Source organism: Pandoraea anhela (assembly GCF_902459655.1).
GTDB classification, from domain to species: Bacteria; Pseudomonadota; Gammaproteobacteria; order Burkholderiales; family Burkholderiaceae; genus Pandoraea; species Pandoraea anhela.
In genome coordinates, this window is the sequence record NZ_CABPSB010000019.1 from 35,605 (window position 1) to 54,939 (window position 19,335).

The 19,335-nt window shown below is 66.0% G+C and carries 17 protein-coding genes and 1 pseudogene; 12 read left to right on the forward strand and 6 right to left on the reverse strand.

Annotation, left to right across the window (positions count from 1 at the left end; genetic code table 11):
• The first annotated feature begins 258 nt into the window (after positions 1-258).
• The 10 genes from PAN31108_RS21195 (at position 259) to PAN31108_RS21240 (ending at position 11,642) form a co-directional block, all read left to right on the forward strand.
• Complete coding sequence (locus PAN31108_RS21195; RefSeq protein ID WP_150670749.1) at positions 259-1,131, forward strand: VOC family protein; 873 nt, start codon at positions 259-261, stop codon at positions 1,129-1,131.
• Positions 1,128-2,234, forward strand: a complete 1,107-nt coding sequence (locus PAN31108_RS21200; protein ID WP_150670750.1) for a M14 family metallopeptidase — start codon at positions 1,128-1,130, stop codon at positions 2,232-2,234. The genes PAN31108_RS21195 and PAN31108_RS21200 overlap by 4 nt, the downstream gene beginning before the upstream one ends.
• 100 nt (positions 2,235-2,334) lie before the next feature.
• Complete coding sequence (locus PAN31108_RS21205; protein WP_150670751.1) at positions 2,335-3,351, forward strand: quinone oxidoreductase family protein; 1,017 nt, start codon at positions 2,335-2,337, stop codon at positions 3,349-3,351.
• The gene (locus PAN31108_RS21210; protein WP_150670752.1) at positions 3,348-3,779 is read left to right on the forward strand and encodes a PaaI family thioesterase; all 432 of its coding nucleotides are present in this window, start codon (positions 3,348-3,350) and stop codon (positions 3,777-3,779) included. The genes PAN31108_RS21205 and PAN31108_RS21210 overlap by 4 nt, the downstream gene beginning before the upstream one ends.
• 99 nt (positions 3,780-3,878) lie before the next feature.
• Positions 3,879-5,543 carry an ABC transporter substrate-binding protein gene (locus tag PAN31108_RS21215; protein ID WP_150670753.1) on the forward strand — a complete coding sequence of 555 codons (1,665 nt, stop codon included), beginning with the start codon at positions 3,879-3,881 and terminating at the stop codon, positions 5,541-5,543.
• Between the two features lie 13 nt (positions 5,544-5,556).
• On the forward strand, positions 5,557-6,549 hold the full coding sequence (locus tag PAN31108_RS21220) for an ABC transporter permease (RefSeq protein ID WP_150670754.1): 993 nt from the start codon (positions 5,557-5,559) through the stop codon (positions 6,547-6,549).
• 46 nt (positions 6,550-6,595) lie between these two features.
• Entirely contained in the window at positions 6,596-7,510 is a 915-nt protein-coding gene (locus PAN31108_RS21225; RefSeq protein ID WP_150670755.1) for an ABC transporter permease, read from the forward strand.
• 63 nt (positions 7,511-7,573) lie between these two features.
• On the forward strand, positions 7,574-9,136 hold the full coding sequence (locus tag PAN31108_RS21230; RefSeq protein ID WP_150670756.1) for a class I adenylate-forming enzyme family protein: 1,563 nt from the start codon (positions 7,574-7,576) through the stop codon (positions 9,134-9,136).
• Positions 9,133-9,921 (forward strand): SDR family oxidoreductase, encoded by a 789-nt coding sequence (locus PAN31108_RS21235; RefSeq protein WP_150670757.1) that lies wholly within the window; start codon positions 9,133-9,135, stop codon positions 9,919-9,921. Before PAN31108_RS21230 ends, PAN31108_RS21235 begins: the two co-directional genes overlap by 4 nt.
• 44 nt (positions 9,922-9,965) lie before the next feature.
• Entirely contained in the window at positions 9,966-11,642 is a 1,677-nt protein-coding gene (locus PAN31108_RS21240) for an ABC transporter ATP-binding protein (protein WP_150670758.1), read from the forward strand.
• Here PAN31108_RS21240 and PAN31108_RS21245 read toward each other — a convergent pair whose 3' ends face one another.
• Positions 11,643-12,428: a GntR family transcriptional regulator gene (locus tag PAN31108_RS21245; protein ID WP_150670759.1), complete on the reverse strand. Its 786-nt coding sequence runs from the start codon at positions 12,426-12,428 to the stop codon at positions 11,643-11,645.
• A 3-nt stretch (positions 12,429-12,431) separates the two neighbouring features.
• Entirely contained in the window at positions 12,432-13,397 is a 966-nt protein-coding gene (locus tag PAN31108_RS21250) for a 2-hydroxyacid dehydrogenase (RefSeq protein WP_246184071.1), read from the reverse strand.
• 487 nt (positions 13,398-13,884) lie between these two features.
• Between PAN31108_RS21250 and PAN31108_RS21255 the strand changes: the two genes are divergently transcribed.
• Positions 13,885-15,204, forward strand: coding sequence for an MFS family transporter (locus PAN31108_RS21255; RefSeq protein WP_150670760.1), 1,320 nt, complete (start codon positions 13,885-13,887; stop codon positions 15,202-15,204).
• Between the two features lie 147 nt (positions 15,205-15,351).
• On the opposite strand, the gene PAN31108_RS21260 is transcribed toward PAN31108_RS21255, so the two are convergent.
• Together PAN31108_RS21260 and ruvA are read right to left on the reverse strand one after the other, a co-directional pair.
• Positions 15,352-16,260: a LysR family transcriptional regulator gene (locus PAN31108_RS21260; RefSeq protein WP_150670761.1), complete on the reverse strand. Its 909-nt coding sequence runs from the start codon at positions 16,258-16,260 to the stop codon at positions 15,352-15,354.
• 80 nt (positions 16,261-16,340) lie between these two features.
• On the reverse strand, positions 16,341-16,922 hold the full coding sequence (gene ruvA, locus PAN31108_RS21265; RefSeq protein WP_150670762.1) for a Holliday junction branch migration protein RuvA: 582 nt from the start codon (positions 16,920-16,922) through the stop codon (positions 16,341-16,343).
• Between the two features lie 319 nt (positions 16,923-17,241).
• Here ruvA and PAN31108_RS21270 point away from each other — a divergent pair, with 319 nt between their 5' ends.
• Positions 17,242-18,183 carry a 2-hydroxyacid dehydrogenase gene (locus PAN31108_RS21270; protein WP_246184072.1) on the forward strand — a complete coding sequence of 314 codons (942 nt, stop codon included), beginning with the start codon at positions 17,242-17,244 and terminating at the stop codon, positions 18,181-18,183.
• A gap of 14 nt (positions 18,184-18,197) precedes the next feature.
• On the opposite strand, the gene PAN31108_RS21275 is transcribed toward PAN31108_RS21270, so the two are convergent.
• Positions 18,198-18,449, reverse strand: coding sequence for a zinc ribbon domain-containing protein (locus tag PAN31108_RS21275; RefSeq protein WP_150670763.1), 252 nt, complete (start codon positions 18,447-18,449; stop codon positions 18,198-18,200).
• A 187-nt stretch (positions 18,450-18,636) separates the two neighbouring features.
• Positions 18,637-19,167: pseudogene (locus PAN31108_RS21280) on the reverse strand (hypothetical protein); the annotation flags it as partial.
• Positions 19,168-19,335: the final 168 nt, after the last annotated feature.

Here is a 19,335-nt window from a genome sequence, read left to right on the forward strand (position 1 = left end):
CGAAAAACACCGTCTCATCGAGTGAGAAAGCCCGCCACATCGGGCTTGGCGAGCGATATCCCGCTGCGTAACGCCTGAGGGCCTCACGACTGCACGCGTGGCGCTAAATGGACGCGTCGTCCTTTTCCTGTCGGGAGCCGTCGTGTCCAGTCGTTTTGCCTTGGGCGTGCCTTTCGCCGCCGCCGTCTCGCGTGTACCGCCCTTTGTGCACCTTGCCGCCATCGTTTCGTTTCAACGTCGACGTCTCGGAGGTCGGGCATGAGTCAGCTTCCCGCACCGGTTCTCGATCACGTCGTCATCAACGTCAAAGGCGAACTCGAAGCGTCGGTGGACACCTACCGCCGCCTGGGCTTCGCCCTGACCGAGCGCGGTCATCACTCGCTCGGCACCAGCAACCATCTGGCGATCTTCGGGGAGAATTACCTTGAACTGCTCGGCTACGAAGCCGGCAAGTCGACCGCACGCCCCGACGTCACGCAAGCGCCGCTCGGCCTGACAGGGCTCGTCTTCAAGACGCAGGACTCGCACGGCCTTTACGCCGCGTTGCAGGCGCGCGGCATCGGGGTGGAGACGCCCGCCGAGTTCTTCCGTCCGGTGCGCCTGCCCGACGGCACCACGCAAGACGCCCGCTTTCGCACCGTGCGACTGGCCAGCGAACTCGTGCGCAACGGTCGCACGTTCTTCTGCCATCACTTCACCCCCGAGCATGTCTGGCGCGACGAATGGCGCGAGCATCCGAACGGCGTGACGGACATCGTCGGTTACGTGATCGCGTCGCCGAATCCGGCCGTCACGGCAGCGCTCTACGAGCGTGTCTTCGGACCGGGCCTCCTCACCGCCACCGGCGACAAACCGGGCGACGAAAGTTACGCCTTCACCGCCGGGCGCGCCCGCGTGCACTTCGTCACCCCCATCGAAGCCGCCCAGCGCTTCGGCGACGTCGAGACGACGCAGGACGGCAGCGAACGCAGCGTCGCGCTCATTCTGCGCACCCGCTCCCTCGCGCAGACGAAAGCCACGCTGCGCGAGAACGGCGTGCCCTGGACGACGCGCGAAGACGGCGCTGTGCTCGTGGCCGCCGCCGACGGCTTTCACGTGGCACTCCAGTTCGTCGAAGGAGACCCCGCATGAGCGCGCAACCGACATGGTGGCAAGCATTCGGTGTCGATTACGCAGACGCCCGTCAACGCTTTCGCACCGCCGCCGGCCGGGCGGGCGCAGCACTGAGCACGTATGTGCATCCGGGCGCGCAAGCCCCTGACGGCAGCGAGCTGACGGTCGACGTCGCGCGGCTCGGCGCGGCCCACGCCCCGCATCAACTGCTAGCCATCAGCGGCACACACGGCCTCGAAGGCGGCGCAGGCTCCGCCGTGCAAACCGCGTGGCTCACGCACGCGGCCGACACGCTGCCGCCGGATGTCGCCGTCACGTTCGTGCACGCGATCAATCCGTACGGCTTTGCACACACCACGCGCACTACGGAAAACAACGTCGACCTGAACCGCAATTTCATCGACCATGAGCGGCCGCATCCGGTCAATCCGCACTACGCGTCGCTGCACGACCATCTGATTCCCGCCGAGTGGACCACCGAAGGACTGGCGCAGAGCGCGCGCGCCGTCGATGCGTTCCGCGCCGAACACGGCCCGGACGCCCTCTTCAACACGCTCGCCAGCGGGCAATACACCCACGCCGACGGCCTCATCTACGGCGGACGTTCGCGCGAATGGTCGAACCTCACATTGCAGACGATCGTCGAGCGCGAGCTCTCGCAAGCCCAGCGCATCGGTCTGATCGACTGGCACACCGGCATTGGCGAATACGCGGAACCGTTCTTCCTGTGCTTCAACGCCGAAGGCAGCGAGGCGCAACGCGAGGCCGCCCGCTGGTGGGGCGCCGAGCGTGTGCTCGATCAGCGGCCGCACGGACTGCAACGTCCCGACTATCAGGGGCTGGTGTTCCGTGGCGTCGAACAGTTTGCGAAGGGACGTCCGGTCATCGGCGCCGTCGTCGAATTCGGTACGCGCGGCGCGAACGCGAGCCAGGCCAACCGGCTCGATCAGTGGCTGCGCTCGCGTGCCGCGACAAATCCCGACGCTGTGCGTGATCGTCAACTACGCGCCGACGTGCTGGACGCCTTCGTACCGGTGTCGTCCGTATGGCGCAACAGCGTGCTCACGCACGGGTTGCAGATCACGGCGCAGGCGCTGCAAGGACTCGCCACGCACGCCTAGGCCATCGGGCGCCCGACGCCCTCCCCCGTTTCCGCTCTTCAACAAGGATCGGCGTCTGCCCGAGGGGCTCGCGCATCCTGAAATCGACTCTCGAACCGACATGAAAGCCATCGTATTACGTGAACACGGCGACAACAGCGCGCTGAAACTCGAAACCGACTTCCCGGATCCCGTCGCGGGCGAAGGGGAAGTCGTGCTGCGTGTGCGCGCGTCGTCGCTGAACTATCACGACGTCTTCACGCGCCGCGGCATGCCCGGCATCAAACTGCCGTTCCCGGTGATCATCGGTCTCGACGTCGCCGGTGAGATCGCCAGCATCGGGCCCGGCGTGCAAGGCTGGTCGGTCGGCGACCGAGTGCTGGTCGATCCGATCAATCGCGTGACCGGCGGCCTCGTCGGCGAGACGACCCACGGCGGCCTGGCCGAACTGTGCCGCGTGCCCGAGCATCAACTGGTCCGTCTGCCCGACGGTGTTTCGTTCGACGACGCCGCCGCGCTGCCCGTTGCCTACGGCACGGCGCTGCGCATGATGCACCGCATCGGTCAGATCAAGGCCGGCGAGCGCGTGCTGATCCTCGGTGCGAGCGGCGGCGTAGGCGTGTGCGCCGTTCAACTCGCCAAGCTCGCGGGCGCGGAAGTCATCGCCTGCGCAGGCTCCCGAGAAAAAGGCGAGCGCCTGCGCGAGCTGGGCGCGGACGACATCATCTATTACACCGAAGAGGACTTCGTCGACGTAGTGCGCACCCGCTACGGCAAGGCCGCGCGCCGTCGCGGCGCGGCCAACAACGGGGGCGTCGACGTCGTGGTGAACTTCACCGGCGGCGATACCTGGACACGCTCGCTGCGCACCCTGCGCCAAGGCGGCCGCGTGCTCACCTGCGGCGCCACCGCCGGCTTCGATCCGAAGGAAGACCTGCGTTTCATCTGGACCTTCGAATTGCAGATTCGCGGCTCGAACGGCTGGGAGCGCGAAGACCTGCACGAACTGCTCGATCTCGTCGCCGGCGGCAAGCTGCGCGTGCTGATCGACAGAAAGTGGCCGCTCGAACACGGCGCACAGGCGCTCGCCTCGCTGGAAAACCGCCAGATAGTCGGCAAGGTGCTGGTGGGCGCATGAGCACGACGATCCCCACCCTGTCCGTCGCGCAGGTTCAGCAAGCCTTCGACAACTCGACCTTCATCGCCTGGCTGGGCATGCGTGTCGTCTCGCTCGATCACGACGCCCAGACCATCGAAGTCGAGATTCCCTTCAAGGCATCGTTCGAGCGTGGCAAAGGCACCCGCCAGTGGCACGGCGGCCCGCTCGCCGCCGTGATCGATACGGTCGGCGACTTCGCGGTCGGCATGCTCGTTGGCCGGGGTCTGCCGACGGTCAACTTTCGCGTCGATTACCTGCGCCCGGCCATCGACACCGATCTGCGCGCCGTCGCACGGGTCCGGCGGCTCGGCAAGAGTATCGGCGTCGCGGACGTCGATCTGTTCAACGCACAGGGCGCACTCGTGGCCATCGGCCGGGCGAGCTACGCCACGTTGCCGCCCGCCTGATTCGATTGGCCGCTCAGGCGCTCTAGCCGCCCTAGCCGACCTAGCCGTTTGGAGGCGCCAGCGAGATCGCACGGGCGCCGCGTTTTTTCGGAGTTCATCATGCGCAAGTCCCGGGGTCTGTCCCACCGTCAGTTTCTGCGTCGTCAATTTCTATTCCGCCGTGCGCCCGGTGCACTGGCCGCCACTTCCGCCGCGCTCACCGGCACGGCAGGGTGGCTGGTGTCGCCGACACGCGCCGTTGCGGCGGACGCCACAGCGCGCCAAGGCGGCACCCTCGTCGCCAGTTGGGGCGGTCTGGAGCCGCAGGCGCTCTTCGTGCCGGGCGGCGGCGGTTCCAGCCCGTTCATGACGTCGACGAAAATTCTCGAACGCCTGCTCAAGATCGACGAGAAGCTCGCGTTCCAGCCAGTGCTCGCGACGGACGTTCGCGCCTCCGCCGACTTCAGGACATACACCGTCTCGCTGCGCAAAAACGTGTTGTGGCACGACGGCAAGCCGTTCACGGCAGACGACGTCGTCTACAACGTGCAGGAGCACTGGAAGCCCATCGCCGCAGGCGTCGCCCTGAAGTCGCTCAAGCGCGTGAGCGCGACCGATACGCACACGGTCAAGCTCGAATTCTCTACGCCGGTGCCGGAGTTCTTCTTCAAATCGATCCTCGCCGGGCAGTATCAGGTAGTCGTGCCGAAACATCTGTACGCGGGCAAGGACATCATCACCCACCCGCTGAACAATGCACCGGTCGGCACCGGGCCGTGGAAGTACGGTCAGTGGGTGCGCGGCAGCTACGTCTCCTACACGCGCAACGAGCAATACTGGAATCCGGCGCAGCCGTATCCGGAGAAACTCATCATCCGCTGGTGGGGCGATCCGGCATCGCGCGCCGCCGCGCTGGAGACCGGCGAGTTGCAGGTGGCGTTCTCCAACCCGGTCCCCGCGCGCGATATCGACCGTCTCGTGAAGACCGGCAAAATCGCCGTCGACACGAAGGGCTACGAGAACGCCGCATGGACGGTCACGGTCGAATTCAATCAGCGACGCGAGATTGTGAAGCGCCGCGAGGTGCGTCAGGCCATCCTCCACGCCATCGACCGCAAGTTCATCATCGACACGATTTACTTCGGACGCGGCAAACCCGCCGTCTCGCCGATCTTCCGCACCAATCCGCTGTTCTTCACGGAAGACGTGCCGAAGTACCCGTTCGACCCCGCCAAGGCCAACGCACTGCTCGACGCCGCCGGACTGCCGCGCAAGAACGGTTCGCGCTTCACGATCCATCTGGTCGCCGCCGCGTGGTTCGAGGAGAACGCCAAGCTCGGTCAGTACCTCAAGCAGGCGTTACAGGATATCGGCATTACCGTGAAGCTCGACTCGCTCGACCGGGCCACCGCGCTCAAGCGGATCTACAGCGATTACGACTACGACATCGCCGTGTCCAACTTCACCGCGCCGCTGGAACTCGTTCCGGTCGTGACGCAGTTCTTCACCTCGGACGGCATCGTCAAAGGCGCCGCCTTCCGCAACGCCACGGGCTACTCGAATCCGGCGATGGACGCACTCGTCGACAAGCTCACCGTCGAGACCGACAACGCGAAGCGGCAGAAGCTCGCGCACGACTTCGCCCGCCTGGCCGCCACCGACGTGCCGCTCGTGCCGCTCGTCGAGATGGAGTCGTTCACGCTCTCACGCACCAACGTGCGCAACGCGACGACCAGCGCCAACGTGCAGGGCGATGCGCTGGCGGACGTCTGGCTCGCCTCCTGACGGGACGGCCGCCATGGTGACGCGTCTGCTATTGCGCCGTATCGTTCAGGCCGTGCCGCTGCTGCTCGGTGTGATCGTCATGAACTTTTGTCTGATCCAGTCGGTGCCCGGCACCCTGCTCGACGTGATGACTGCCGAGCAGCAAGTGACCGATCCTGCGCTGATCGAGCGATTGCGCGTGACGTACGGCATGGACAAACCGCTATGGCAGCAACTGCTGCACTACATCAACTCGGTGCTGCATCTCGATCTCGGCTACTCGTACCGTCATAACCTGCCGGTGTTCGACGTCATCATGGCGCACCTGCCCGCCACGCTGGTGCTGATGCTCGCGAGCCTGCTGATCGCCGTGGTCGTGGGCGTGGCCGCCGGGGTCGTCGCCGCCGTGAACGTGAACACCTGGCGCGACACGCTCGTCTCGGTCGCGGCCGTCGTGTGCTTCGCCGCGCCCAGCTTCTGGCTCGGGATCATGCTCATCATTCTGTTCTCGGTGAAACTCGGCTGGTTTCCCGTAGGCGGCATGACCACGATCGGCATGGACTACGGCACAGGTCTCGCCGGGGCGTGGCGCGCCTCGCTCGACGTGCTGCATCACCTCGCGCTGCCCGCGCTCACGCTCGGCCTCTTCTACGCGGCGACCTATGCACGTGTCATGCGCGCCTCGATGCTCGAAGTGGCGCGTCAGGATCACGTGCGCACCGCCCAGGCCAAAGGACTCACGCGACGCGCCGTCATCACGCGACATATGGTGCGTAACGCCATGCTGCCGGTCGTCACGCTGCTGGGCTTGCAACTCGGCACGGTGCTCGGCGGCAGCATCGTCGTCGAAGCGGTGTTCAGCTGGCCCGGCATCGGCGGCGTGCTGTTCGATAGCGTGATGAGCCGCAACTACCCGGTCGTGCTGGGACTGCTCGTCCTCAGCTCGGCGCTCGTTATCGTCGCGAACATCGCCGTCGATCTGATGTACACGCGGCTCGATCCCCGCATTCGCACGCATGGCGCGTGACGAACCCGCGCGTGTCGCGCTTTACTGCAATGAACCGGTCTGCGCTATGACGTCTTCCGCTGAACCCACTCTCGACGCGCTCGCCTCCCGCGACGCTTCCGATCTGCCGCATGCGGTGCGGCGCGGCTCGCCTGTGTGGCGTCAGTTCACCCGACACGGCGGGGCCGTTGCCGGGGCGCTACTGCTCGCGAGCATCGCGCTCGTGGCGCTGTGTGCGGGCTGGTGGTTCCCCGCCGATCCGCTACGTATCGTCGCCGCGCCGGAGATCTGGCCGTTCGCGCAATGGCAATACCCGCTCGGCACCGACGCGCTGGGTCGCGACATCGCCGCGATGCTCGCTCACGGCGCACGCGCCACGCTCGCCATCGGCCTCGTTTCGAGCGTGGTCGCCACCGTGATCGGCGTGTCGATCGGCGCGATGGCCGCATGGTGGGGCGGGTGGATCGACGAGGGGCTCATGCGCTTCACCGAGCTGTTCCAGATCGTGCCGAACGTGGTCTTCGTGTTGACGGTCGTCGCCATTCTCGGTCCACGCATCGAAAACACCGTGATCGCGGTGGCGCTCGTGTCATGGCCCGCCATTGCGCGACTTACCCGCGCCGAGTGCCTCTCGTTCAAATCCCGCGAGTTCGTGCAGGCTTGCCGCACCGTCGGACTCTCGCCGTGGCGCATCGCACTGCGCGAGGTGCTGCCGAACGCGCTGCCGCCTGTGCTCGTGATGGGCACGCTGGTCGTGGCGGGCGCGATTCTCTACGAATCGGTCGTGTCGTTCCTGGGACTGGGCGATCCGAACATCGCGAGTTGGGGACGCCAGATCGGTGAGGGGCGCACGCTGATCCGCTCGTCCTTGTATCTGTGCGCCGAACCCGGCCTCGCCATCATGCTCGCCGTACTCGCACTGAACCTCGTGGGCGACGGGCTGAACGACGCCCTGAACCCCGCGCTGCGCAAAAAGCGCTGAGCGCTGAGCACCGCGCGCGCCCAAGCCCATCGCACATCACTGCTTCACGCAAACTTCAAACCTATGACTCACCGCTGGCACAACCTCGGCGACCTCGTCGACCGATCCCTCAGTCTCGACACGACAGCCATCGTCGACCTGCGCGACGAAGCGCACCCGCGCGCCTACACACACGCCGACATCGACCGGCTGGCGAACGGCGTGGCCACCGCGTTGCGCGCGCGCGGGCTGCCGGACGGCGCACACGTCGCCATCGCCTCGCTCAACCGCGCCGAATACCTGATCGCCTATTTCGGCATCATGCGCGCAGGCTTCGTGGCCGTGCCCATCAACATCAAACAGTCGCGCGAGGTGCTCGATTACGTGATTGACGATGCCGGCATCTCGCTGGCATTCGTCGACGCGGCGCGCCGCGATGCCCTGGCCGCGCGTGTACCGGTCATCGATTTCGACGACGCCGGTCCCGACGGCTTCGTCGCGCAAAGCCGGCCGGCCGACTTCGCCGCGGTCCGTGCCGACGGGAAACGCGTTGCACAAATGCTCTACACGTCAGGTTCCACCGGCAAGCCGAAGGGTGTGCCGCTCACGCATGCCGGACAATTGTGGGCATTAGGCGCGACTTACGTGCAGCCGGCGCATCCGTCGACGGAGCGTTATCTGCTCGCGCAACCGCTGTTTCACATGAACGGTCTGTTCATGGCCAAGCGCGCCTTCTCGGTGAACGGGACCCTGGTGATCCTGCCGTCGTTCGATGTGTCGTCTTATGTCGACGCCCTGGAGCGCTATCGCATTACCGTGCTGACCGCCGTGCCGACGATGTTCGCGCGTCTCGTGAAAGATCCGCAAACGCTCGCGGGCCGCGACGTCTCGTCGCTCAAGCGCGTGATGCTCGGCTCCGCCCCCATGAGCGCCGCGCTGCTCGCACGCATTCAGGCGGCGTTCCCCGAGACGCACATCCACCACGGATACGGCACGACGGAGGCGGGACCTAGCATCTTCGGGCCACACCCGCGCGGCATTGCCCTGCCCCCGCTCGCCCTCGGCTACCCGCTCTCGCCCGAGGCGGTGAAACTCGTGGACGGCCCCGACGCGAATCAGGGCGTGCTTTGCATGCGCAATCCCGCAGTGATGCACGGCTACCACCGGCTACCGGAGAAATCGGCCCAAGTGCTCGACGACGGCTGGTACTACAGCGGCGACGTCATGCGCCGCGACGCCGACGGCTTCTACTACTTCGTGGGGCGCGCGGACGACATGTTCGTCTGCGCCGGCGAGAACATCTATCCGGTCGAGGTGGAGAAACTGCTGGAGGCGCATCCGGAGGTGCGTCAGGCGAGCGTCGTGCCCTTGCCGGACGAGGAACGCGCCGCTGTGCCGGTCGCCTTCGTGGTACGGCAGCCCGGCAGCACGCTGAGCGCCGACGCGCTCAGGCAGCACGCACTTGCCCATGGCCCCGCCTACCAACATCCGCGACGTGTGGCCTTCGTCGCGGAACTGCCCTGGGCGGGGACCAACAAGGTCGACCGTCACGCCCTGCTGCAACAGGCGCGCGCGCTCGAAGCCGCCAGCGGATGGAGCGATGGCCGCGCCGACAACCTTTCGCTCACCGGAGCCAGCGCATCATGAGTCTTCTGCCGTCTACGCCAGATCCGATCCGTCTCGACGGGAAAATCGCCCTCGTCACCGGCGCCAGTCGCGGCATCGGGCGGGCGATCGCCATCGCACTCGCCGCACGCGGCGCGACGCTCGGCGTGCACTACAACACGGCGTCCGGCGACGCCGGGACACTCGTCGACCAGCTCCTCGCGAGCGGCGCGCGCGCTTTCGCGGTGCAGGCGGATCTGTCCTCGGCCAACGGGGCAGTGCAACTGATCGAGCGCTTCAACGGCGCACTGGCCGCACACGATCTGCCGCCGCGCTTCGACATTCTCGTGAACAATGCCGGCGTCGGGTTGCGCGCGCGCATCGACGCGGTAACGCCCGACGACTTCGACCGCGTGCTGCAAGTCAATCTCAAATCGCCGTTTTTCCTCGTTCAGCATGCGCTGAAACATCTGAGAGACGGCGGGCGCATCGTCAACGTCTCGTCAATCGGCACGCGCGCCGCTTACCCCGAGATGAGCGTCTACGCGCCGGCGAAGGCAGGCCTGCAAGCGCTGACGCTCTCGCTCGCCGCCGAACTCGGCGCGCGCGGCATCACCGTCAACGCCGTGCTGCCCGGCGCCACGGCGACCGATCTGAACAAACGTGCGAGCGATCCCGTCGCCAGTCAGGCCATCGCGCAGACGATTGCCCTCGGGCGCGTGGGCGAGCCACGCGACATTGCCGACATCGTGGCCTTTCTCGCGAGCGACGCAGGCCGCTGGATCACCGGCCAATCCATCGATGCGAGCGGCGGGCAACGTCTCTGAACGCCGTCTCGCCCGCCCTTTCACGCAACTCCCGGACAGCCACCATGACGACTCTGCTCGACGTCGAACACCTCACGCTCGACCTGCCCCCGAACGCGGATCGCCCGCATGCACTTCACGACGTCTCGTTCTCGCTCGCGCGCGGCGAGATTCTGTGTATGGTCGGGGAAAGCGGCTCGGGCAAGTCGATGACCGCCAGTACCTTGCTCGGCCTGTTGCCGCCCGGTGTGCAAGTCAGTGGCGGACGCGTCGCCTGGGAGGGCGCCGGCAACCTGCTGGCCTTGCCCGAAGCCGAGCGCCGCCGTTGGCGCGGTTCGCGCATCGGCATGATCTTTCAGGAGCCGATGACTGCGCTCAACCCGCTGCGCACCATCGGCGATCAGATCGCCGAGGTCTACCGCACGCATACGCGACTGCCGGGCAGCACCATTCGCGCCCGCACGCTCGATTGGCTCGAAGCCGTGCAGATCCCGTCGCCCAACGACGCCGCCAAGCGATATCCTCACGAACTGTCCGGCGGACAGCGTCAGCGCGCCATGATCGCGATGGCGCTCGCGCTCGAACCCGAACTGCTGATCGCCGACGAGCCGACGACCGCGCTCGACGTCACCACCCAGGCGCAGATTCTCACGCTCATCCGCGAGCTACAGCAACGCAAGGGGACTGGCGTGCTGTTCATCACGCACGATTTCGGCGTGGTGGCGGAGATTGCGGACCGCGTTGCCGTCATGCGGCACGGGGAAATCGTCGAGCAAGGGGCGGCACCAACGATCCTGACGCGGCCGTCGCACGATTACACGCGCACGCTGATCGCGGCGGTGCCTGCGTTGCCGTCATCGTCATCGTCTTCGTCGTCTGCGGCGACCGGCGCGCCCGTGCGGCGCGACGAAGCGACGCCGCCGGTGCTACGCATCGAGCAGGTGCGCAAGACCTACGCCAGGCGCGGCTGGCTCGGCAAGAAGGCGCCGGCGCACACCGCTGCGCTGCGCGACGTCAGCCTCGATGTGGGCAGCGGCAAAACGCTGGGCATCGTGGGGGAAAGCGGCTCGGGCAAATCGACACTTGCACGTTCGATTCTTCGGCTCATGACGCCCGATGCCGGACGCATCCTCTATCGGGACATCGACCTGGCGTCCGGCGCGCTCGACGCCGACGCGCGGCGCACCGCGCTCGAGATTCAGATGGTGTTTCAGGACCCGTTCAGCTCGCTCAACCCGCGACGCCGCGTGGGCGATATCGTCACGCAAGGGCCGATTGCCCGCGGCGAGCCGCCGCGCGAGGCGCATGCCCACGCTCTGGCACTGTTCGAACTCGTTGGCCTGAGCGCCGACGCGCTCGATCGTTTTCCCCATGAGTTCTCAGGTGGACAACGTCAGCGCATCGGTCTTGCGCGGGCGCTGGCGATGCGCCCGAAAGTGCTGGTCGCCGACGAACCGGTGTCCGCGCTCGACGTCTCGGTCCAGGCGCAGGTGCTGCGTCTGCTCGCCCGGCTGAAGGCGGAGTTAGGGCTGTCGATGATTTTCATCACGCACGACTTGCGCATCGCGGCGCAGTTGTGCGACTCGCTCGCCGTCATGAAGTCGGGCAGTGTGGTCGAGTACGGCGATACCGGCGCGATCTTTCGCGCGCCGTCGCACCCGTACACGCGCGCGCTGCTCGACGCGATCCCGGGGCGTGGCCGGGAAGTTCGCGCCGAGGCGCCGGCGCTCACCGCGGCCTGATCATTTGCGCAGATCGGCGATCGACAGGTAAGGAAGCCACGTGCCGGATGCCGACAGGCTTGCGAAGACGTGCGCTTTCGTTTGCTGGAGAAAGGTTTCGATGTGTTGCCGCGCGAGCGCTTCGGCGCGCGGCGCGTTGCCCGTCACCAGCGCACCGATGATGCTCTCGTGATCGTGCTCGATACGCGGGCGTACGCCCTGCACGCCGAAACCGAGCGATACGAGACGCGCCATGTCGTCCATCAACCCGGCGAGCGTCCGGTACAGGCGCGCGTTACCGCTGGCCGCCGCGATCGTCAGATGAAATTTGCGGTTCGTGTGCAGGAACCACTCGATCTGGTGGTCGATCGACTTATGGGCGAACGGCGCTTCGCACGCTTCGTCCAGACGCTGAAGCAGTTCGGTATCGACGTTGCCGCATGCGAGCCGCGCCGCCATCGGTTCGAGTTGCGCGCGCAGCGTGAAGATCTCTTCGACGTCCGCCAATGTCACCGGCGAGATGCGGTACCCCTGGCGCGGAATCGCGCGCGCGAAGCCCTCGTGCACCAGCCTCACCAGCGCCACGCGGCAACTCGTGCGCGCAATGCCGTAGCGGCGCATCAACTCCGCCTCGCTCACCACCGCCCCCGGCATGATCACGCAGGTCAGCACGTCGTGACGGATGCGCTCGTAGGCATCGTCGCCGCGCGCAAGCGCAACGGCTTCCTCGGTTTCGCAGGAGGCCGGAGCGGACGCGGAGACCGACGCAGACACTGCGCCGGAAGCGGACGATGAGACGGAAGACATGGCTCAGTACCCTCTTGCTGCGTCGTAGACGAACGGCAACGGTGCGCCGCGTCGATGCGCCCCCAATACTTCTGCGACCTGCCGCGCCCGCGCCGCGTACGACACTGTCGACGCGATGTGCGGGGTGACGAGCACTTTCGGGTGACGTCGCAGGGCGTCTTCCGGCGGCAGCGGTTCGATGTCGAACACGTCGACGACCGCCGAGCGCAAGCGCCCGCTGTCGAGCGCGTCGAGCAACGCCTGCCGGTCGAGGTGCGCACCGCGCCCGACCTGAATCAGGCTCGCGCCCGCCGGCAGTTGCGCGAACAGCTTGCGCCCGAGAATGCCGCGCGTGGCGAGCGTGTCGGGCAATAGGTTGACGAGAACGTCGGTCTCGGCGAGCAGGGTATCGAGTTGCGCATCGCCCGCGAAGACATTCACGCCGTTGAGCCGCTTCGGCGTACGCGACCAGCCGTTGACGCGAAAGCCGTTGGCGTACAGCCGGGTCGCGACGGCGCCGCCCAACTCGCCCAGGCCCAGCACGCTCACCCGCGTGTCGCGCGCGAGGCGGCCGGTCAGCTCGCTGGCCCAGCGACCGTCGCGCTGCGCGGCGACGAGCGCCGGCATGTCGCGCACCATGGCCAGCGCGGCGAACGTCACGAAGTCGCTCATACGCTCGCGCGTCTCGTCCGTCACCATGCGCACGATGGGCACATCGCTCGGCAGCGTCGGGTCGGCAAGGATATGGTCGACGCCAGCCGCCGCGCTCAGGATCAGGCGCAAACGCGGGTAATGTGCGAGACGTCCGTGATCGGGCTGATAGACCAGCGCGTACTTGACGTTGCGGGCGTCCACGAACGGATCGTCCCAGCCATAGACGCGCAGGCCCGGCATCAGCCGTGCGAAATGGTGCTGCCATTCGGTCAGCGCGGCAGCGCCGCCCGACTTGATCAATAACGTATCGCCTTGCATGACTTCGGGGGATCGCACCTCGCGCATCGGGGCGAGGGCTTCAGGATGGAGCGGCCTCCCATCGTACCGGCCGCCCGTCGCCCGGCTAAGCATTTGTTATCGAAAAGCTTATGAATGCATGGCAGAAATGCACGTCGCGTCTCGGCATAAGCATGCAGGAAGCGCGCAAACCCGTCGGGGCAACGTCCCGCTTGCAAGAAAATTTCTCGAATTGCCTGCAATGGGTCGCACCAGCCGAAACACTCACCGCCGCGCGCAAACGTCCGCCCCGTGGGCTTCATCACCATGCTGCGGCGCAACAATTCACGTGATTGTTTCGATATTCACAATAATCGATCCGTCACGCAGGCATTGTCTGCTGCGCCCGACACCCGCTATAGTTGGCCCGCCCCCGCGACGCGATAAGCTGATTCGTTCGCATATGAAGGACTGGCGAGGCGAGCAAGCACATCAGCGTCATGTTGCAAACGTAGTTATTAATGCGATGCCCCCATCGCGAGTAGAAATGAGAGACACAGCGACAGTCAACGCCGGAATCGGCAACCCGCCCCCCTCCCCGGAAGAAGTCCGCAAGCGCGTTTTCGCGATCGTTGCGGCGTCGTCAGGAAATCTGGTCGAGTGGTTCGACTTTTATATCTATGCGTTTTGCGCGATCTACTTCGCGCCGGCGTTCTTCCCGAGTTCGGAGCCTACCGCCCAGTTGCTCAACACGGCGGGCGTGTTTGCCGCCGGCTTTCTGATGCGCCCCATCGGCGGCTGGATCTTCGGTCGTATCGCGGACCGCAACGGCCGCAAGAACTCGATGGTCATCTCCGTGATGATGATGTGCTTCGGTTCGCTGCTGATCGCGGCGCTGCCGACGTATGCCAGCATCGGCACCTGGGCGCCGGCGTTACTGTTGTTCGCCCGTCTGCTGCAAGGCCTGTCGGTCGGCGGCGAGTACGGCACGACCGCGACCTACATGAGCGAAGTGGCGCTCAAGGGCCGTCGCGGCTTTTTCTCGTCGTTCCAGTACGTGACGCTCATCGGCGGCCAGTTGCTGGCCGTGCTCGTGGTCGTGATTCTCCAGCAGTTCCTGAGCGAAGCGGAACTCAAGGCATGGGGCTGGCGTATTCCGTTCGTGGTCGGGGCGGTCACGGCGGTGGTTGCGCTGTTGCTGCGTCGTACGCTGCACGAAACGTCGACGAGCGAGAGCCGCAGCAATCGCGACGCCGGCTCGATCGCGGGTCTGTTCCGCCATCACAAGGCCGCCTTCTTCACGGTGCTCGGCTATACCGCCGGCGGTTCGCTGATCTTCTACACGTTCACCACCTACATGCAAAAGTATCTGGTGAACACGGCCGGGATGCCGATCAAGACGGCGAGCTACATCATGACGGGCTGCCTGTTCGTCTACATGTGCATGCAGCCGATCTTCGGCATGCTCTCGGACAAGATCGGCCGTCGCAACAACATGCTGCTGTTCGCCGGCCTCGGCGCGCTCAGCACGGTGCCCATCCTGACGGCGCTCAAGACGGTGCAAAGCCCGACCGTGGCCTTCTTGCTGATCTGTGTCGCGCTCGCCATCGTGAGCTTCTACACGTCGATCAGCGGCATCGTGAAAGCGGAGATGTTCCCGACGGAAGTGCGTGCCCTGGGTGTGGGTCTTGCGTATGCCGTGGCCAACGCTATCTTCGGCGGCTCGGCAGAATACGTGGCGCTCGGGCTGAAGAAGGTCGGCATGGAGCCGACGTTCTACTGGTACGTCACCGGCATGATGGTGCTCGCGTTCCTCGTGAGTTTGCGTCTGCCGCGTCAGGCGAAGTATCTGCATCACGAGCATTGATCGCAACGGGAGAGGCGCGGGCTTTCATGCGGCGCCTCGCACCGTTCGTCGGCATCGACGCTGACCTCACGCGGTGCGCTTCGGCGCGCGCGTGACAGCCTGCGAAGGCCCTCCCGTCTCTGCGCGGCACGTGCCGCGTCCCTGCGCTCAGGTGTCGTCGCCAGCGGCCAGCCTGGCGCCTTGCCAGATGGCGTCGAGCACGGGGTGCGGCTGATGCCGCCGCCGGTAGAGCGCGATGTCGAAGCCGATCTGCCAGTCCTTTCCCCCGACGATAGCCAGCGTGCCACGCGCGACGTCGTCCGCCACCAGACGCTGCGGCAGCCAGGCAATGCCCGCACCGCGTCGGGCCATCGCGAGAATCGCCTCGTAAGAATCCGCCTGATAGACCGGCTTGAGTGCCGGGCGATTCGGCATCTCTGCCAGATGACGGGCGAGCATCGCACGCAACGTCAGATTGCGCGTAAACGCCAGCCACGGAATCGGTGCCGGACCGGCGGCGAGTCGATATCTCGCGCGGCCTTTGGCGTCGAGCGCGCTCACCGGCACCAGCACCTCGCGCGCCACGCTCAACCAGTCGAAACGCTCCTGATCGATGAGCAGACGGGTGTGTGCGCTGGAGTAGACGATGAGCAGGTCGGCTTCACCGGCCGCGAGCCGCAGGATCGCTTGTTCTGCGCTGCCCGTGGACAGGGTGGCGGTGAAGAAGCCGATGCGCGAGACGGTTTCGTCGTACCAATCGGGAAAAAATGTCGCGGCGAGCGTGCGGCCCGTGGCGATCTTCAGGTTGTTTTCGAGGGTAGGCGCGGTGTCCTGCAACTGCGTGCGGGCGCTGTGAAGAATGTCGAGCGCGTTGGTCGCGGCGTCGAGAAACACGGTGCCTGCGGCGGTGAGTTCGAGCGGCTTGCTGCGCTCGACCAACTGCGTGCCGACCCACGCCTCCAGCGCACGAATCCGACGGCCGAACGCCGGATGCGTGACGAAACGGTTCTCCGCCGCCCGCGTGAAACTGCGCGTGCGGGCCAGTTCGACGAAGTCTTCGAGCCATCGAAGTTGCATACCGTCTCCTCGCTACCGTCCCACGTTTGTCGCCGATGCCGGCTTCGCGGGTCGTCGACGCGCGAAATGCCGGCGTCGGCTCAGGCTTTCGAGAGCGACTTGAGGGCGTGCTTGATACCGTCGGACACCGTGGTGCCTTCGGGCACCGTCTTGACGGCGGCAAGCGCCTCCTTGTCGGAGTAGCCCAGCGCCAGCAACGCGTTGACGACATCGCTCTTGTGATCGTGCGGCACGGCAGCGCCGGCCACAGTGCCGAGTTGCGCCCCGAGTTTGCCCTTGAGTTCGAGCAGCAGGCGCTCCGCCGTCTTCTTGCCGATACCGGGAATCTTGGTCAGCCGGCCCGACTCTTGCAGGGTGACGGCCTGCGCGATGTCCGCCACGCTCATGCCCGACAGGATCGCCAGCGCGGTCCGTGCACCGACGCCCGAAATCTTGAGCAGTTCGCGAAAGGTGTTGCGTTCGTCCGGCGAGCCGAAACCGAAGAGCAGTTGCGCATCTTCGCGCACGATGAACTGCGTGAGCAGCGTCACGCGCTCGCCAACGTTCGGCAGGTTGAAGAAGGTGCTCATGGGCACCGAGATTTCGTAACCCACACCCTGGCAATCGACCAGGATGTGCGGCGGATTCTTTTCCAGCAGCGTGCCGGAGATGCGGCCAATCATTGATGCCCCGAGAGAGTGACGTCGACAGGCGGCAAGTGTAGCAAACCGCCCGATGTGCAGCGCTCGAAGTGACCGAGCGGTTCGCGCTTCGTGTTTCGACACTCACAACCGCCGCGACGGCCCGCGGGCATCGCTCACATCGCGCGACGACGCCCGCTCCCTTGTGTGGCGCGGCCATTTACGGCGAGGGCCACATCGCACAGCGTGTCGCGCCGCGCAAAGCGGCGCGGATCGGGATAGAGTGTCGTCTGACGGCGAATGCGAGCGGCACGCGCGGCCCCCGGCGCCGTCGATCCAAATTCCCTGACGGAGATTGAAGGTGTCGCTGCCCCCCTTGCTGGTCATCATTCCGATGCATCCCGAGCAGTTGTCCGAACTGCAAACCCGATTCGACGTGATTTACCGCCCGAGCCACCATCCCACGCCGCAGGGCTGGGGACCGGAAGGCGAGCGCGTGCGCTTCGTGCTCACTAACGGTTCTCGCGGCATGAGCGCCGCCGAGCTGGCGCATTTGCCGAACGTGGAGCTGGTCAGCGCACTCGGCGCAGGCTATGAAAATCTGGACATCCCAGCCATGCGTGCGCGCAACATCGTCGCCGTCAACGGGGCCGGAGCCAACGCACCGACCGTCGCCGATCAGGGCTTCGCCTTGCTGCTCGCCGCCATGCGCCGTATTCCCGAGTACGACGCCGCCTGTCGCAAAGGCGTCTGGCGCGACGCGTTGCCGATGCAACCGGGCGTCGCAGGCAAGAAGCTCGGCATCGTCGGCCTGGGCGCGGTGGGGCGTCAATTCGCCAGGCGCGGTGAAGGCTTCGATATGCCGATCGGCTACCGCAACCGTCAGCGTCGCGACGATCTGCCGGCCCATTACACCTACTTCGACAGCGTGCTGGCGCTGGCTGAGTGGGCCGACATTCTCGTTGTGACCGCGCCGGGCGGCGCAGAATCGCATCACATGGTGAACGCGGAGGTCTTGCGGGCACTCGGCAAGGATGGCTTCCTCGTGAACATGGGGCGCGGCAGCGTGGTCGATACGGCAGCGCTGGCCGATGCGTTGCGCAGCGGCGTCATCGCCGGTGCCGGCCTCGACGTCTACGAAGGCGAGCCGTCGCCGCCCGCAGCACTCATCGATTTGCAGAACGTCGTCCTCAGCCCACATGTGGCCGGGCGTTCTCCGGAAGCCGAGGCCGCAACGATCGCGATGTTCATGGAGAACACCCGCCGTTATCTGGCGGGCGAGGCGGTGATGACGCCGCTGTGAGCGTCTGACACGCCTCAGTGATTATCGAGCCCGTCGAGACTTCTCTCAGGCGACGGCGACAGTGTCACGCCGTCGTTGACGGGCTCGAACTCGATGCTGCTTTGCGCGCTGCCCGTGGTGAAAACTGCTTCACAGGTCGGGCACTTCACTTCGGCGTCCGAATGGAGATAGTCGTGGAGCGACTGGACGCTCGGCTCGCTCGCCACCACGGCGAAACGCGCCTTGCACGTGGGGCATACGACGAAACCCGTATGGATCGACAACATGGTCAGCCTCCTGAATATTCATCGAGCGACACACCGCATGTTACAGCCAGTCGGTGCGGCGGGGGCTTTTGCGCATGGCGTCCTCCGCCTCTCGGCGCGATGGCGTGCGGCGGTCGTTCGCCGCGACGCCGACCGTCGGCTCGGCAGGCGTGACATCGACTGCCTCGCCTTGCACGCCTGGCGCACGCTGAACGGGATCGAAGTCGCGCCACTCGCCGCCCTCCCACACCCCGTTCGCCCGCTCGATCTCTGCGGCGCCCGCCTCGCGTAACACCGCGATGGCGGTATCGGCTGTCGTCTCGCTCACGTGCGTGGCCAGCATCACTCCCGCATCCCGCATGCCGGCCGCTCGGGCCGACACGCGCTCGCGGCCTCGCATGCGCCCAAGTGCACCGAGAAACGCCCCCAGATAGGCGCCCGCCATCATGCCGACGACCGGCACCAGCCAGAAGCGCCAGACGGTGAAGAACAACAGCGCCCCCAGCGCCAGCCCGAAAGCGCCGCCAGCGATCACCCCCTGCGCAGCGCCACGGCCAGCGGGACGCGCTGCGGCGTCAGCGTCGACATCGCCACCGATCGGAAATGTCGCGTGCTGCCCGGTAGGGTTCAAAAAGAAGACCGACACGTCAGACGGTCGAAACGACCGGTCATAGAGACGGTTCGCGACCCGAGTCGCCTGATCGAACGTCGTAAAGCGTCCTGCCACGATCATCGCCATGGCAACCTCCCTGCATCGATGAGTGAGTATGCGTTCGTAAGTGCAGATACCGATCCTTATAGGAGGGCGACGCCGCCGCTTCGTTTCATCAAGGAATGCTTATGCGTCTCTCACAGGCATTGAGAAAATCAATGTCGGGGAACCGTCGCAGCACATCGCAATCGCAAA